Genomic DNA, 15,210 nt, shown 5'->3' on the forward strand with positions numbered 1-15,210 from the left:
CCAATGAGTTTCGGGTCTGTACAGCGGACAAGACGTCCTCCGGCCGCTGGCCCGCGCGCCGCTACCGGCGGCGGCCGAACAGGCCGCGGTTCTTCTTCGCCTCCGCTTCGGCCGCCTCCCGGGCTGCGGCTTCCTCCGCCTGGAGCCGCGCGGCCTTCTCCGCCCTCACCTGTTCATGCTGTGCGTTCAGGCACGGCCCGCACAGCTCGTCTCCCTCATGCCAGCGGGACGGCCGGATCGACTGCCAACGCTCATCGGTGAACTTCTCCCCGCAGCGGGCGCACACCGGCCGCTGGGCCTCCCGCTCGGCGGCCTCACGCTCTTGCTGCCGTCGGCGGGCCTCCCTCAACTGCACCGCGTACAGCCGGTCGCCGTCGGGGTTGTCCAGGGCCTCGGACAGGATCTGCCACTCATCGCGCCCGAGCCTGCGCCACACCGGGCCCGCGGCCCCGGCCGGGCCGGCGGTGATGCGCTCCAGCTCGGTGACGACCACGGGCACCGCCTGGTGGTAGTCGACCGCCGTGTAGCTCTCTCCCCGGTGCGGGGTGCCCGCGAAGTAGGCGCGGGCGGCCTGCTCCAGACGCTGCATCCGGCTCTCGCGCTGCGCGGCGGTCTTCCCGGTGAACACGAACGCCACCGGCACGTACCCCTCGCGGCCCGTCGCCGGGTAGATCCGCGACCGCAGCCGGAAGTCGTGCACCGCCGCACCCTGCCGACGGGCTGCCTTCTCCTTGTTCGCGTCGGCCTTCGGCGCCAGGAGCTCGAACCAGTCGGTGTAGCGGCGCAGCTTGTCCACCAGTTCGTCGACGGGCTCGTTGACGCGGTCGACCTCCAGCAGCATCGCGGGGACTCCGGCATCCGGGGCGCGCATCGTCAGGTCGGCGCCCCGTTCTTTACTTGCACCAGCACGCATGGACCGAGGCCCATGTCGCTGCCTTCCGCTACTTCGGGGGCGTCCCGCGCCGGCTGGTCCCGGACAACCTGCGGACCGGGGTCGACAAGCCCGATCTCTATGACCCGAAGATCAACAAGGCGTATGCCGAACTCGCCACCCACTACGGGGCACTGGTGGATCCGGCCCGAGCGGCCAGGCCCAAGGACAAGCCACGGGTCGAGCGGCCGATGCCCTACATCCGGGACTCGTTCTGGCGGGGGCGGGAGTTCACCTCTATCGAGCATATGCAGGCCGAGGCCATCACCTGGAGTCAGAAGGTGGCGGGCCGACGGCAGTGCCGGCCGTTGCAGGGCGCCGCGCCGATGGCGGGATTCGAGGCCGTCGAAGCCGAGACCCTGCTGCCTCTACCGCCCACTCCGTTCGTCCTGGCCCGCTGGTCAACGGCGGTGGTCGGGCCGGACATCCACATCAAGGTCGGCCGCACCCTCTACTCGGTGCCCTGGAAACTGATCGGCCAACGGGTCGACGTCCGCTCCACCGCCACGATGGTGCAGGTCTTCCTCGACGGCGACCTGGTCAAGACCCACGCCGCCCTTGCCCAGGGCAAACGCACCGACAGGAGCGACTACCCGCCGGAGAAGATCGCCTTCCAGATGCGCACGCCGATCTGGTGCCGGACCCAGGCATCCGAGGTCGGGAACGCCTGCCGGACCGTGGTCGACCAACTGCTGGAGGTCAACGCGCTCTACCGGCTCCGCGCCGCCCAGGGGATCGTCGGGCTGAGGAGGAAGTCGCAATCCCCCGCAGCACCTGCCAAGAACCGCCGGACACACTCCGCACGCCCAGACGGCTCCGTGAAAACCAGGACGGCAAAGGAGATACGGCGAACACGACACCGGCCGATACGGCTTCACGGCACTGCAATATTCGAGGAGCTGTCACCATGATCGACCGATCCAACCGCCCTCGAGCAGCGCGAATACACCTACACGACAGTGACACACAACGCCGAACATCCCAGTGACATCACGGCCGAACCTCACACCAGGGCTGACGTACGGGTGACTTTCGTGTTGGGGCTGCTGCGTTTTGGTGGCAGTACTGCCACGGATCTCCGCTATGGTTCTGACGTCACGACGATCAAGGAGGCAGCGACCCCATGAGCTCAGGGCCCCTGGACGGCGGCGCAGCGCCGAAGCTGCCCGATGCGCCGTCCCGTCGCCGGCGTCGCCCGAAGCCGCCGCCCACCGCGTACAACCGGTCCGCCGGCCCCACCCTTGAGCTGCCCGTTGGTCATGCTGCCCAGGTCTTCCCGGTCGGTTCCAGCACGGGTTTCATCGGCCAGGCGTTCTCCATGGACAGCCTGGAGTTCATGCGCTGGGCTGCTGTCCGCTACGACGGCGACCGGTTCGTGCTCGTGGTCCTGTTCCACCTGATGGGCTCCCAGAAGCCCGGCGGGCTGATCGAGGCCACCCACGAGGACGTGTCCGCCGATCTCGGGTACAGCCGGCCTCATATCAGCCGCGTCTTCAACGTCTTGGAGGCCGACGGGGCGCTGCGGAAGGTCCAGCGGGGCGTCTACCAGCTCAATCCGGCCGCCTCGCTGCGGGGCGGGCTCAGGGAGCCGCGCAAGCGCGAGAAGAAGCGCGCCAAGGCGGGTACGGGCGACAGGGTGGAACAGTTGGACCTGCTGCGCGAGATCATGGAGGACCCGGACGCACCCGAAGCGTTCCGGGCAATGGCCGCTCCCGGCGCGAAACTGGAAGTGCGCAAGGAGTCGGATGGGGAAGGGAAGGCCACGTCATGACGTCCGCTGCCGCAGAGGAATGGATGCCGCGCCGCAACGTGCTCTGGGGCAGCTTCAACGGTCTCGCGTATGTGCCGCGCCTGCCTCCCACCGCGTACACGCTGCTGCTGCACATGATGAGCGAGCAGGAGCCGGGCGGCCTGGTCGTCGCCACTCACGACGAATTGGCCACCGGACTCGCGATGGAGCGCGGCGTGATCAGCCGGGCCATGCAGCACCTGGTCGCCGCCCGGCTCGTCACCGTGGTCCGCCGCGGACGCTTCCAGCTCCACCCGGTGATCGCCGCCTTCAACGACCCTCGCGAGCAGCAGCGCGCCGTCAAGGCCCTGCCCCGGGACATGCGACTGGACGTCGGCGACTTCGAGGACGAGTACGAACGCCGCTTCCAGCTCCACCTGGACGAGAAGGCCCGCAAGGCCGAAGCCAGAGCCAAGGGGAACGTCACTTCCATCACCAAGCCGACCCGCCTCAAGCGCGTCCGCTGACCACCGCCAGCCTCGGCGACACGGCGCCACACCCTCGGGTGTGGCGCCCTTCTTGTGCCCGCGGCGGTACCACCAGGTGTTGCGACATCCCGTGAGTACCTGTTTCTGAACTCCCTCTCCGGTGTGGGCCTGTTGGGCTGGCTCTATTCGCGAGCTGGAGGCTCTGGCGCTGATCTTGGGGAGCGGTCGAGGAGGGTAAACGAAGCCGGTCGTCGCATGAAGCGGCGTCGTCGGGTTGTGGACCAAGATGCACCCTGCAAGCCCCGGACAGGGCATGCCACGATGAGCCCATGAGTGATGAGAGCCGCGGTTTTGCTTGGCGTCGCACGTCCATCTTGGTTCGTTCCCAAGACGGCAGGGCAGCCTAGGCGGAGGCTGCGGGAAGAACATCGGCGCAGTGGTGTCGCGCACCCAAATCCGCCGCACGAGAACTGACCACACGTGATGGCCAGGAGATGAGAGACGATGACGAGTTCAACGGCGATGCTGCAGGGCGGCCCGACCCGGAACGGGGTCTACCCCGAGGGGACACTCCCCCAGGATTTCCGACCCTGGCAGTTCCGGGCCGGAAGACACAAGGCCCTTCTGTCGCCGACCGTCTGTGACGGCACGGTGTACGTCTGCTCCCAGGACGGCGTCTGCTACGCACTGTCCGCTGTGACGGGAACCGTGCGCTGGAGCACCGCGACCGGAGAGCGGATGGGCTACACCTCTCCCGTGGTCAGTGACGGCGTTGTCTGTGTCACCGACGAAATAGGGACGCTGTACGCGCTCGGTGCCGAGGACGGTCAGGAGCACTGGCGCTACCGCCGTGGCAGTCCGGTACGACTCGTGGCTGACAACGGTGTGGTGTACGGGGTGGACTCCGCCTGGTTGTACAACCGCGGTGCCAACCCTTCGACTTTGTTCGCGTTGGACCTCGGCAGCGGTGAATTGCTCTGGAGAACCGACGTCTTCGACCGTTCCTTGACCCATCCTGCCCTCGCCGACGGACGGATCTTCCGCACCAGTGAAGTCGGCGACCTGACCGCATTCGACGCCGCCACGGGCGACCGCCTGTGGCGGGTAAAGAGCGGCGGCGATTTGGTGTATGCGTCCAATACCCCGTGCGTCGGGGACGGGGTTGTCTACGCCGCCGTCCAGTCGACGCTGTTCGCGTATGCCGCGGAAGACGGCGAGGTCTTGTGGGCCCGGGCATACGAGGGACTCATTGAGGAAAGTGTCTCGGTTCTGGGCGACACTGTGTACTTCGGCACGAAAAGGCCACCGTACTCCCGGACGCGCAGGGCGTCCTCCTACGCCGTCGACGCGGCCAGCGGCGAAATCCGCTGGCAGTCGACCAACCCCAATGGCGCCTCGGCTGTCGCCCTCAGCGGCACCTCGGGCTGGGTTATCTCCGGCCGGGACATGAATTACCTGTATGCCATCGATCTAGCCACCGGCATCCGGCGTTGGAAGCGACACTTGGGCTCCAGGAGCGGCACCGTCCCCGTCCTTTGGAACGGCATCGCCTTTTTCTCGACCCACCTGGACAGGCTGAACGCCATCGACGCGCGGACCGGACAGATACCGTCCCGGTTCGCACCCTTTTCTCATGTCGTGGGTGGTCGGTGACTGGGGCCGTGACGGCGCCGGATCGAATCCGGCCCGGGGCACTCCCTGCGCCGGTGTACTGACTCCCGCACGATGAATGTCCGTCGCTGGGACCGCATCGTCGAGGCCTGGGCGGCCGACGACCGCCAGGGCCTGGACGACGTCTGGGAGGACGTCATCATCGACCTGGGGTCGCAGTGGGGGCAGTACGAGTACGTCACCAGCATCGGCTTTGCCGCGTAGAGCTGCCCTGTACGGCTCTCTGAGTTCCCCTGAGCCCTGCGGAGCCCTTGTCCCTGTGAACCGGAACGGTCGGTGTCGACAGGGTCGGCGTGGCCGGGGCCCATCACCGTACGGCCGGATCCGTCGCTCACCAAAAGGCTGCTCGGTGTGGGCGTCACGTCCGCGGCCCGGGGACAGCGAAATCAGGCCCTCGCCCAGGGGGCGTCGGGTGCTGCCTTCGACGGATGCGTTTGCCGCCGCACTTTGCCACTGCGCCTCGGTGATGTCCAGGAGCTCGATGCGGGCCCCGGGCCCTGTGAGTGCGATTCCGTCGTTCGTCACGGCAGCAGAGGGCGGCGGCGAGGCCGAGGAAGGCCAGGTAGTTGCGGGGGTGGCGTTCGTAGCGGTGGTTGAGTCTGCGGTAGCCGGTCAGCCACGACATGGTCCGCTCGATGACCCGCCTTCGGCGCCCGAGCCGTTCGCTGGATTCGATGCCTTTGCGGGCGATGCGGACGCCGATACGTTTTCCGCGGAGCCATTTCCGCAGTTCAGGTATGTCGTAGGCCTTGTCGGCGTGGAGTTTGCGGGGCTTGTAGTTTTCGCCGCGGTGGGGTCGTGTCTCGATTGGAGACCGGCCGTCATGGGCTTCAGGCCGTGGCTGTCGTGGGTGTTGGCGGCGGAGACGCCGCCGACGAGGGGCAGTCCGGCCGCGTCCGACAGGACGTGCATCTTGGAACCGGGCTTGCCCCGGTCCACGGGGCTCGGGCCTGTGAGTTCGCCCCTTTCTTTGCCCGTACGTGGGCGGAGTCGAGGACCACGCGTGACAGTTCGAGCAGCCCGCACTCGTGGATGCGATCGATGACGGCCTCGTGCAGCCGGCCCCACAGGCGTCATCCACTCCATCTTGGATGCCCACAACGCGCGCAGACGCACCGGGCACAGCTGCTCGCGAGGCCACCTCCGCTGCCACCATGACGCGGTCACCGCCTGAGCCTGTGCCGTTCGGATACTCATCGTTGCTGGTCAGGATGCGTATCTGTACTCATTGATGACGCCGAGTACTCGGGTCCGTCGGACTCGGTGCACGGTCAGATCGCTCGCGGGCCCCGGGCGCTCCTGGACGAGGGGCGGGAGCTGTCGCCGAGCCTGATGTGGGCGATGCCGGTTGTAGTGCCGGGCATAGGTGTCCAGGATCTGCCGGGCATGGGTCTCGTTCCAGATCAGTAGTGATCGAGGACTTCGCGCCGCAGGGTTCCAATGACTCGTTCGCAGTGCGCATTCATCCGAGGAACCCGCGGAGCGGTCCTCACGACGTCGATGCCGTCGGCCGCGAAGACCGCGTCGAAGGACTCGGTGTACTTTGCGTCCCGGTCGCGAAGGAGGAAGCGAAGCGAGTTGACCCGCACGCCCAGCTCGACGGCGAGGTTTCTCGCCTCCGTCCAGGCCCCGGTCGGATGCGCAGTCACCTCGGCGACATGCAGGCGGCGCGTGCCGTGCTCGAGGAACACCAGCGCGTACACCCGGCGCAGGTCAACCAGGTCGATGTGCACGAAGTCGCAGGCGGTCACGCCCTTGGCCTGCGCGGTCAGGAACTCGCGCCACGTCGGCCCACTGCGGCGCGGGGCCGGCTCGATTCCGGCCGCCGTCAGGATCTCCCAGACCGTCGTGGCGCCGATCGAATGCCCCAGACGAGCGAGTTCACCTTGGATCCGACGACAGCCCCACCGCGGATTCTCTTCGGCCAGCCGCAGCACCAGCGCCTTCACCGCGCCCGCGGTCGGCGGCCTGCCCGGCCGGCGCTTGCTGTAGTTCCACTTGCGGGCGATCAGTCTGCGGTGCCAAGCGAGAAGGGTCGCGGGCGTCACTGGGAACACGTGCGCCCACCGGCATCGCGGGATCAGCGAGGACAGTGCAGCGAACCACAGCCGGTCCGCCGGTTCGTACCGCACCGTTCCCGAGAGCTGCCTGCGCAGCACGTTCTCATGCTGCAGCACCAGCAATTCGGCATCCTTTGCCGCGCGTCGGCGTAGCAGCACCGTCGGGACCGACAGCAGCTTCCGTGCCACCCGATACACCAGTGAGACGAACATCCGGACAGGGTTCCAGACGCCCGCCATCGTGCACCAGACCCACTCTGAGCAGCGGCGATGAGTTTCCGAACGGCACACGGCGACCAAGCCTGCGACGAACTCGTCCGCCGACACCCCGACCTGTATCACCGCATCCGCACTGCCCTCATTCCGTACGAAACCCGATACGGACGCCTCGTACGCCACATCCCACGTGCGGAACTCCGGCGCGAAGTCTTCATCGCCCTCGGCGGCACCCCAGGCTGATCAGCCCACCCCGGGACGTGCCTCTGACGCTGTGCTCCTGCCGACAGGAGCACCGGCCGTGTGGGAAGACGGCCAACCCCTTGTACATTCGGCTTGGTTGGCTGGCTCAGCGGACTGCGGTGCGAGTGTCCGAACCGTGGTGCAGGATGAAGGCACTGTGCTCCACACACCCAGCACCCACAGGGGAGCCAGGGCCGGGGTCTGCTGCATCAATGGGGGCGTTCGTGTTCCAGCGTCATCTTCACCGTCACGATGACGTCAACCTGGTGATGTCCGCGCTGAGGGACGATCCGCAGCGCCTGCCGGTCCTGATCGCATGGGGTGCGGCCCTGCGCCGGGACGTGGCCTCGGCGTTGCGGGAGGTCATCGCGACCGGAGCGTGGCAAGGCGACGTGCGTGTCCGCAGCGCGGCGGCTCACTGGCGTGAGGAGCCCCGCTTCCATGTCTTCCTCGAGCACGGGCTTGAGAAGCGCCGTAACCGTGGCCCCAAGTACGAGCACCTGGATGCCGCTCTGCTGACGTTCCCCGAGACCCGTGCCGCCCTGTACCGGGTGAGTGCGGCGGAATGCCCGCAGCACTGCCGTACGCAGACCGGCACCTTCGCCGAGGACGGGCATGTGGACGACTACCGGCAGGCGCTGTTCGGCTGGTACGCAGCCATCCAGCACGCGCACGCCTGCGTCGTGAGATCGGCACGCTGGTTCGCCGACGCACAACCCTCCGATCCCCGCCAGCCTGAAACCTTCACCGACTGGATGGCCGGAACCCGGCGCCGGCACAGCAACAGTGCCGTTCCCGAGACGGAGCTGGCAATCCAGGAGGCTTTGCGGGAGATCATCCTGATGATGCATGCGTGGAGCCCGCACACCTTCGAAGCCATGGACGTGGCTTTCCAGAAGGCGGAGGGCGAAGACGCATCCTATGCCTGGGGCGCCGGCTTCGAGCCCGCCGGCCGGCACGAAGCCCAAGCGGCCGCGGAGGCACTCGCGCGCGTCCTGTCCCCACAGGAACGCCGCCAGGTCCGGGAAGTGATCGACGGGATCGAGAGCGACGACAAGGACCGCGACATGGACCTCGCAGAGGACAGCACGCTGGCCTGCACCAGCGACCGGCACCGCACCTACGGCACCGACCCCGCCGAGCGCGAGGAATGCGCCACGGCCCGAGGCCGCGTGTTCGAGGAAGCCTCCCGGCCCTGGAGCGAAGGCGCCGACCGCAAGGCCGATGCTGCCCGGCTGGCCCGGTTCCTGCTCGGACCCCGTAACGATCGAATCCAGGCAGCCCTTGCCACGGCCCGGGCCGGTGTCGCCCGGGAGAGCAGCGAGCCGGCGCCGCAGGTCTGGCACGACAACGCCGAACCTCTCCTGGAAGCCCGCGAAGCCGCAGGGCTCGATCTCCACGACGCCGCCGGCCACCTGGGCATCAAGCCCGCCACATTGCAACGCTTCGAACAGGCAACGGGCAAGCTCCCTGGACGGCCGGTCTCCCTCGGCTACCTCCAACTCCTCACCCTGACCTGCACCCAAGCAGGCCGCACCACTCCCGCCTGCATCCCGCAGGCCATTTCCCAGCCGGTGATCTCACTGGCGACCACCCTGCCGTAAGTCACCGCTACACACCTGCCGCCGCTCCACCACTCTGTGAGGAATCTCCGTGTTCGACGAGGTACATCACCGGCCCTGCGGGCGCCCCACCAAGTCCGGCGCTCCCTGCCGCGCGCAGTTCTCCGGTCCGGGATTCGCCTGCAAACTCCACACCACCGACCACGAGAAGGCCCTCGTGGAGGCATACCGGCAGGGCATGGACACCGGCCGGGCGAAGGAAAGAGCGTGGAGACAACGCACAGAGGCCGCCCAGATCGAACACCTTGAGCGTCAGATACGAACCCTGCGGGAAGAACTCGACGCCAAGAACCGCCGCTTCGACGTCGACGGCGACCAGGCCGTCACCGTCGACGGCTACGGATACCGCTGGCGCGGTCCCGGCACGCTCGACGTCGGCGACCGGGTGCTCCTGCCGGAAAACCATGTCAGTGCCCTGCGGCACGGCTCGGGCCCCTTCCCCGGGACCGTGACCGAACTGGGCACCACCTACACCGGGGCCCTCAGCAGGATCATCTCCCGAGTCCCCGCCACCCCACGGCAGACCGGCTGAAACCACCTGTCCACGCCACCGGCATCCGAACCGACCAGCGGAGGTCTTCGCGTGAAACGCGAGCGCGCCACCACGCTCCTGAACGACATGCTCGACCGGCTGGAAAAGGGAGCCTGGCCGCTGGACCTCGTCGACAAGATCCTCGTCTTCGGCTCCTACGCACGCGGCGCACTGAACCCCTCGGACGTCGACCTGGTCGTGGAACACCGCAGGGACGACCGTCTCACCTCCGAGTTCCTTCACGCCCTGTCCTACGGCCGCGACCCCTCCGCCTCGATGAAGCGCGCCCTCAAGGGCAACAGCAGCGGCCTGCAGATCCACTTCGGCGAACGAAAGACCCTCGAAGCGGAAGGATTCGAACTGACGCCGCTGTGGAACCGCGGCGAACCCATCGGCGCCGCCCGCGCCCGGCTCGCCGCAGCGCGCGCCCGCGGCGCGCCCGGCTGATCGCGCCGCGCACTCAGGACACGCCGGCCCCCAGGGCACAACCTTCTCCGCAGTGTGATGAAACTGCGCTGCTGGACCTGCGGCGAACCGCTTTCGAGGCTCCTCCTGCGCCCAGGCAGGCAGCGCCCACCGCAGATGACGCTCCGGAACTCGGCACAGCTGGGACACCCGATCCCGGGCCTGCCGGTTCAGATACACCTCGCTGTCCAGCCGCGTCTGACCGGTGATGTTCGACAGCCCGCCCACCTCAGCGATTGCCGCCAGAAGATCCCTGAGCCCTACGCCATAGCGTGCAGCCACCCGGCTCAGGAACGACTGCGTCATCTCACCTTGCAGCGGTGCCACCCGCCACACCCCACCTGCCAGGAGCATCGGCCCCGCCCCTAACGGCGCCAGCTTCCGATTCCTGCCGCCCGTGCCCTGCCCGGTTCGTTGATCTGCAACTCCGATAACCGCTAGTCGGCCTCACTCGTTATGGGTCACCAGCCACGGCTTGGCGGGGGAGCAAACTCGGGGCTCCTACGCCCACTCCAGGCCCAGCTCCCGCAGTGCGTCCTTCTGACGGTCGACCGTGGAGCCTCAACCATCACTTACGCCATCCGTACGCGTTTGGTACGCGAAACGTGCGCTTCACGCTAGGGTTGCGGGACAGGAGGTTCTGTATGTCCGAGCTGTTCGACGCGGTCGACGCGCTCATCGCGTCCCGCTCCCCGTTGCCGCCCCCGGCGGAACGCAGGCGGCTGCGCCAGGCGCACGGCCTGACGCTGGACGAGGTGGCCGCCGCGCTGCAGGTGCGGCGCGCGACGGTCAGCGGCTGGGAGGCCGGCAAGACCGAGCCGCGGCCGCCAGAGCGCGACGCCTACGCCCGCATGCTCAAGCAACTCGCCCAGCTCTACCCCGCCGACCCCAACGCCGCAGCGCTCGCGACGGACACGGCGGTCCCCGAGACGTCTGCTGTTGCGGCCGCTCCTGCGCCATCGGCAGCCGAACCGGCCCGCACTGGCCCCACAGGCCCGACTGCGGAGCCCGCGAACACCGCACGCCGCCCCGCTGGCCCTGCCGCTGTAGCGCATCCGGCGGCCACGACCACGCCGACGTCGCACCGCCTGGCCCGCTTGGCCGTGAAGATGGCCGCCCCAGCAGGCACCCCGGCGGGCGGCGCCGATCCGCGTTTCGAGAACGGGCCGCTCGCGGTCGTCGACGTCGACGCAGATGGTCAGGTGCTGGCGTACTGCGTCGGTGGCTTGGTCCTGGACGTACCGGCGAAGTCGATTGCGGCCCTGGTGGAGTGGACGCTGCGCGAAGGGCGGCTCGGTCAGCCGAAGTTGTCGGGGCCGGGCAAGGACGGCGACCCGCTGATCGTGCTGACCGAGACCGCGTGCGAGCACTACGGCCTGCCGGTGACGCTCACCAAGGAAGAGCGCCTGGCCGGCCGGATCCCGGAGGGCCACAAGGTCATCAAGCAGCTGAAGCGCGCCGACTGGCAGCTGACCAAGCGCGGGTTCGGGCCGTGGGCGCGGATCTACCGCCCGGCGCAGGGCGCGGAGCGATCCTGCGTGCAGTTGTGCATCCCGTCGTGGGACGCGCTCGACACCCGGCACTGGTCCGAGGCCGCCCAGCTTCCGCCGGCGGACCTCGCCCGGCTGCTGGGCACGTATGCGGCCCGGGTGATGACGCCGCGCGGCTCCACCGCCGTGACCGGCCTGGAGCTGATGACCGCCCTACACCCGCCGACCCGCGCCTCCGAACCGGACGCGACGGGCAAACGGCACTCCGAGCACAACCCCGGCTCGTTGGGCAAGGATTCGGTGGACTGCGCGCCGTGCGAGGCTCCCGACGGGCACCCGCTCCTTGCCGACCTGCCGCGCTTCCACCATCGCACTCCGGCTGAGGTTCTGGTGGAGGAGGCGTATGACTGGGCGCGCCCGCTCACCGACGCTGAATGCCTGCGCCCCCACCTGGTGGGCATCGACGTGAACATGGCCTTCGCCGCCGGCGCGAACGGCCTCACGGTCGGCCTGGGCGCGCCGGCGCACGTCAAGAATCCCGTCTTCGATGCGAAACTGCCCGGCTCCTGGCTGGTTGACCTCTCCCACGTCGACCTGTCTCGCGTGAAGCTCGCCAAGGACAAGTGGGTGGACCTGGACGGCAGTCTGCTGCCCAGCCCATTCACGCCGAAGGGAGAGCGGCCCGAGGGCCCGGCGTGGTACGCGACGCCGACCGTGGCGTACGCGGTGGAGCTGGGCTACGAGGTGCGCCCGATCGAGGCGTGGGTGCGCTACGACAACGGCCGCTACCTGGACGCCTGGTACAACCGGCTGCGCGACGCCTACGTCGCCACGATGGCCGACCTCGGGGTGGACGCAGATCTGTCCCCGGAGGAGTTCCTGAAGGCGATGGACGGCTACCGGCAGCGTGACCCCCAGCTGGCGATCGTGGTGTCCGCGATCAAGGCGACCGTGAAGGGTGGCATCGGCAAGCTGCGCGAGCGCCCGCGTGGCGAGGGCTGGAAGCCCGGGCAGCCGTGGCGGGCCCTTGCCCGGCCCACCTGGCGCCCGGACATCCGCGCCGCGGTCATCTCCCGAACCCGGATCAACATGCACCGCAAGATCGTCAAGCACGCCGCCTTCACCGGGCAGTACCCGGTGGCCGTCCTCTCGGACTGCGCCGTCTACGCCTCCCACGGACCGTCGCCGCTGGACTTCCTGCCCTACCGGGACGGCAAGCCGCTGCCGGGCGGCTTCAAGCTCGGGGTGAACCCGGGCCTGGTGAAGTGGGAGGGCACCCAGAGCGTGCTGTGGGGCGAGGGCGTGCGCGAGCAGTTCAACGCCCCGCAGCTCAATCTCGCCCGGTACATCAAGGACGGCACCGTCACCGACGTCGACAACGGGAAGTAGCAGGCGATGAGTGTGTTCGGGGACGGCCTGGACGCCGCGGTGCAGAAGGCGTTCACTCGCCCGGCGCCCAAGAGCGCGCCCGCGCAGATGCGGTACCTGGTCAAGCAGCTCAAGAGCACCAAGGCGGTCGCACAGATGCTGCGCATCTCCCAGCGCACCGTCGAACGGTACGTCAAAGACCAGATTAAAAAGCCCCGCCCGGACCTCGCCGCCCGCCTGGAGAACGAGGTGAAGAAGCGGTGGCAGCCGCAGATCCGCGCCCAGGCCCGGCGGAAGGCGGCGACCACGGGCGGCATTGTCATCGACACCCGCGCCCGGATCGGTTACACCGCGCCGATCGGGACGACGGACGAGGACCGCCTCCGGCACCTGACCGTCGCGCTGCCGCCCCGCTACGCCGCCCGCCTCTTCGACGCCCAGGATCAGGGCGCCAGCGACCAGCAGCTCCAGCAGATCGCCGCCGAAGCGCTCAAGGAGGTGTACTTCCAGGACAACGGCCGCCGCGCCGGCCAGCTGGAGCAGGTCCGCTTCACCGACATCGAGCACCTGGAGTTCGACCTGTAGCCCCCGAAAAGCGCAATCGTCATCCAGACGGGAACGGCGCTGCAGGCGCAGCTATCAGCCACTACCTCTCGAACAGGCCATGCTGACCGGGAAGTTAGGGCACGGTGGGGACATGGACAACAAAATCTGGGTGTTCACGACGCATGGCGAATGGCGGCAGGCGGATGACCCGCTTGCTTCGCACCGGCATCTGGATGACTGGGAAGCCGAGGTGAAGGCAGCCGGCTACTCGTCTTGGACCAAATTCCCCCAACAGGACACGACACCTATCGCTCTGGAGATCTACCGCAGTGAGAAGGCCGGGTCTGAGCTGGAGTTCATCGTCAACGTTTCCACCAGCTCTTACTACGAGACGGTGTATGCCGAGAGTGTCCCGGCGCTGATGGAGCTCTTGGCGCGTTGGACACCGGTCGTTCAGGGTGCGGCCCTTGGCGCATTGGCCGGACAGCTCGATGATAAAGGTGTAGTCCCCTCACTAGCCCGACGCCTCAAGTAGCAGCCCCGCCCCAGGCGCAGCCGGAAGCGTGACGCTTCCGCTCTCTGCTATGAGGGCGCCGAAGACCTCATGCCCAGTCGATGCCGAGTTCCCGGAGCGCGGCCAGCTGGTCCTGGGTGAGCTTGTCCCGCCTCGCGCGAGTGTTCGATGTCCATACGCCCAGTTTCACGATCACCGGGTCCGTCTCGCCGTCGATCACGATGTCCTCAGCGTGGCCGCGCGGTACAGGTCGTGCGCCTTCCCGCTCAACCCACTGCGCGAGCGCCGCCAGGCCTCGCTGGAACGCCTGCTGAGCCTTGCCCTGGCCCTTCGTCGCACCCGGGGCGGCAAACGGCGCCTCAAGCGGCTTCACGCCCAGCACGGTCAGCCGCTCCTACTGCTCGGTCAGGAGCCGCGCCCAGGTGCCCGGCTGCTTCTGCTGCTGGAGCCACTTGCCGATGTCGTCGCCGTCCATCAGCACGCCGGGTGCGATGTCGGGCAGCTGGCCGTCGGCGTCGACCAGGTCTGCCAGGACGCGGTAGTGGCGTTGCCAGTCCAGTGGCCATGGGCAGTTCCAGTCGGGGTCGATCTCGGTGAGCTGCGCCGCGCGTGCGGCGGCCCGTTCCGGGTCCTTGCCCAGGCCGTTCTTTGCGCCCTTGCGCCGGAGGTTGGCCATGTGCTGCCCGATGGGCACCATCGCCTCGCCCTCGCCCCACACCGCGTCCTGACGCGGCGCGAGGTGCCCGGTGGCCCGCCGGTAGGACCGGAGCGCGGCGAGCTTGGCCTCCCACGCTTCCTCGCCGGGCTCCCAGACCATTCCGGCCTCCGGCGCGTCCAGGAGGACCTTGCGCCGCTCCTCCAGCCCCCCGGCTCGCAGGGCCCTTCGCTGTTGGTGGACCCATCGCCCAAGCGGAAATGCCTTCGTCGCCCCGACTTCGACCTCAACGTCGTAGGGCACGGCGTACACACCGGTGATCTCGTTGTCCGCCCGCCAGCGGATGAGGGCCTGGTAGCCCTCCAGCCACACCAGCGACTCCGGCCGGTAGACCCGGGTGCGCAGGAACGCGGCGATCGTCGCCGCGTCGCGGGGAGAGGAGAAGTGCAGCAGGGCGGACTCGGCTGCGGCGTCGGTGTTGTCCTGCTCCTGGTCCTCGCCGTCGGCCTCTCCGCCGGTCCCGACGATCCGTCCGTCCTCATCGCGCTGGAGGTGGGCCTTGCGCTTGCCGCTGGTGAGCAGCGCGGGAGGCGAGCTGCTCGACCAGGCGCTCATCGTGGCTGCGCAGGCCCTTTATCTAGAGGTGGTTCGGGTGTGAGGGATGTTTGTTTGGGTTGTCA

The 15,210-nt window shown here is 68.4% G+C and carries 11 protein-coding genes and 4 pseudogenes; 11 read left to right on the plus strand and 4 right to left on the minus strand.

The window, feature by feature from the left end; translation table 11 throughout:
- Positions 1-61: 61 nt before the first annotated feature.
- Complete coding sequence (locus tag ACF1B9_RS35655) at positions 62-913, minus strand: hypothetical protein (protein ID WP_391746650.1); 852 nt, start codon at positions 911-913, stop codon at positions 62-64.
- Between ACF1B9_RS35655 and ACF1B9_RS35660 the strand changes: the two genes are divergently transcribed.
- The 5 genes and pseudogenes from ACF1B9_RS35660 to ACF1B9_RS35680 all read left to right on the plus strand — a co-directional run.
- Complete coding sequence (locus tag ACF1B9_RS35660; RefSeq protein ID WP_391746649.1) at positions 898-1,842, plus strand: hypothetical protein; 945 nt, start codon at positions 898-900, stop codon at positions 1,840-1,842. The genes ACF1B9_RS35655 and ACF1B9_RS35660 overlap by 16 nt on opposite strands.
- Before the next feature lie 212 nt (positions 1,843-2,054).
- On the plus strand, positions 2,055-2,702 hold the full coding sequence (locus tag ACF1B9_RS35665; RefSeq protein WP_391746648.1) for a helix-turn-helix domain-containing protein: 648 nt from the start codon (positions 2,055-2,057) through the stop codon (positions 2,700-2,702).
- The gene (locus ACF1B9_RS35670) at positions 2,699-3,187 is read left to right on the plus strand and encodes a hypothetical protein (protein WP_391746647.1); all 489 of its coding nucleotides are present in this window, start codon (positions 2,699-2,701) and stop codon (positions 3,185-3,187) included. The genes ACF1B9_RS35665 and ACF1B9_RS35670 overlap by 4 nt, the downstream gene beginning before the upstream one ends.
- Before the next feature lie 483 nt (positions 3,188-3,670).
- Positions 3,671-4,801, plus strand: a complete 1,131-nt coding sequence (locus ACF1B9_RS35675; protein WP_391746646.1) for a PQQ-binding-like beta-propeller repeat protein — start codon at positions 3,671-3,673, stop codon at positions 4,799-4,801.
- A 66-nt stretch (positions 4,802-4,867) separates the two neighbouring features.
- Positions 4,868-5,023 (plus strand): annotated as a pseudogene (locus ACF1B9_RS35680) (transcriptional regulator); the annotation flags it as partial.
- Between the two features lie 322 nt (positions 5,024-5,345).
- Here ACF1B9_RS35680 and ACF1B9_RS35685 read toward each other — a convergent pair.
- Together ACF1B9_RS35685 and ACF1B9_RS35690 are read right to left on the minus strand one after the other, a co-directional pair.
- Positions 5,346-5,889 (minus strand): annotated as a pseudogene (locus tag ACF1B9_RS35685) (IS5 family transposase); the annotation flags it as partial.
- A gap of 136 nt (positions 5,890-6,025) precedes the next feature.
- A pseudogene (locus ACF1B9_RS35690) lies at positions 6,026-7,092 on the minus strand (integrase core domain-containing protein).
- 371 nt (positions 7,093-7,463) lie between these two features.
- Here ACF1B9_RS35690 and ACF1B9_RS35695 point away from each other — a divergent pair.
- The 6 genes from ACF1B9_RS35695 (at position 7,464) to ACF1B9_RS35720 (ending at position 13,896) form a co-directional block, all read left to right on the plus strand.
- The gene (locus ACF1B9_RS35695; RefSeq protein ID WP_391795971.1) at positions 7,464-8,942 is read left to right on the plus strand and encodes a helix-turn-helix domain-containing protein; all 1,479 of its coding nucleotides are present in this window, start codon (positions 7,464-7,466) and stop codon (positions 8,940-8,942) included.
- 49 nt (positions 8,943-8,991) lie between these two features.
- A complete protein-coding gene (locus ACF1B9_RS35700) occupies positions 8,992-9,492 on the plus strand; it encodes a hypothetical protein (protein WP_391746781.1) in 501 nt (166 codons plus the stop codon).
- 51 nt (positions 9,493-9,543) lie between these two features.
- Positions 9,544-9,939 (plus strand): nucleotidyltransferase domain-containing protein, encoded by a 396-nt coding sequence (locus ACF1B9_RS35705; protein WP_391746780.1) that lies wholly within the window; start codon positions 9,544-9,546, stop codon positions 9,937-9,939.
- Between the two features lie 662 nt (positions 9,940-10,601).
- Positions 10,602-12,836, plus strand: a complete 2,235-nt coding sequence (gene tap / locus ACF1B9_RS35710; RefSeq protein WP_391746779.1) for a telomere-associated protein Tap — start codon at positions 10,602-10,604, stop codon at positions 12,834-12,836.
- 6 nt (positions 12,837-12,842) lie between these two features.
- Entirely contained in the window at positions 12,843-13,400 is a 558-nt protein-coding gene (gene tpg, locus ACF1B9_RS35715) for a telomere-protecting terminal protein Tpg (protein WP_391746778.1), read from the plus strand.
- Between the two features lie 112 nt (positions 13,401-13,512).
- A complete protein-coding gene (locus ACF1B9_RS35720; protein WP_391746777.1) occupies positions 13,513-13,896 on the plus strand; it encodes a hypothetical protein in 384 nt (127 codons plus the stop codon).
- A 67-nt stretch (positions 13,897-13,963) separates the two neighbouring features.
- Here the strand turns inward: ACF1B9_RS35720 and ACF1B9_RS35725 are convergent.
- Positions 13,964-15,167 (minus strand): annotated as a pseudogene (locus tag ACF1B9_RS35725) (helicase associated domain-containing protein); the annotation flags it as partial.
- Between the last annotated feature and the right edge of the window lie 43 nt (positions 15,168-15,210).

Origin of the sequence: Streptomyces sp. NPDC014727, assembly GCF_043083485.1 — a bacterium.
Lineage (GTDB): Bacteria > Actinomycetota > Actinomycetes > Streptomycetales > Streptomycetaceae > Streptomyces.

Bases quoted from the DNA above. Each gene is read 5' to 3' on its own strand.
- ACF1B9_RS35675 (WP_391746646.1), top strand. From the start codon at position 3,671: ATGCTGCAGGGCGGCCCGACCCGGAACGGGGTCTACCCCGAGGGGACA.
- ACF1B9_RS35665 (WP_391746648.1), top strand. From the start codon at position 2,055: ATGAGCTCAGGGCCCCTGGACGGCGGCGCAGCGCCGAAGCTGCCCGAT.
- ACF1B9_RS35655 (WP_391746650.1), bottom strand. From the start codon at position 913: ATGCGTGCTGGTGCAAGTAAAGAACGGGGCGCCGACCTGACGATGCGC.
- tap (WP_391746779.1), top strand. From the start codon at position 10,602: ATGTCCGAGCTGTTCGACGCGGTCGACGCGCTCATCGCGTCCCGCTCC.
- ACF1B9_RS35670 (WP_391746647.1), top strand. From the start codon at position 2,699: ATGACGTCCGCTGCCGCAGAGGAATGGATGCCGCGCCGCAACGTGCTC.
- tpg (WP_391746778.1), top strand. From the start codon at position 12,843: ATGAGTGTGTTCGGGGACGGCCTGGACGCCGCGGTGCAGAAGGCGTTC.
- ACF1B9_RS35720 (WP_391746777.1), top strand. From the start codon at position 13,513: ATGGACAACAAAATCTGGGTGTTCACGACGCATGGCGAATGGCGGCAG.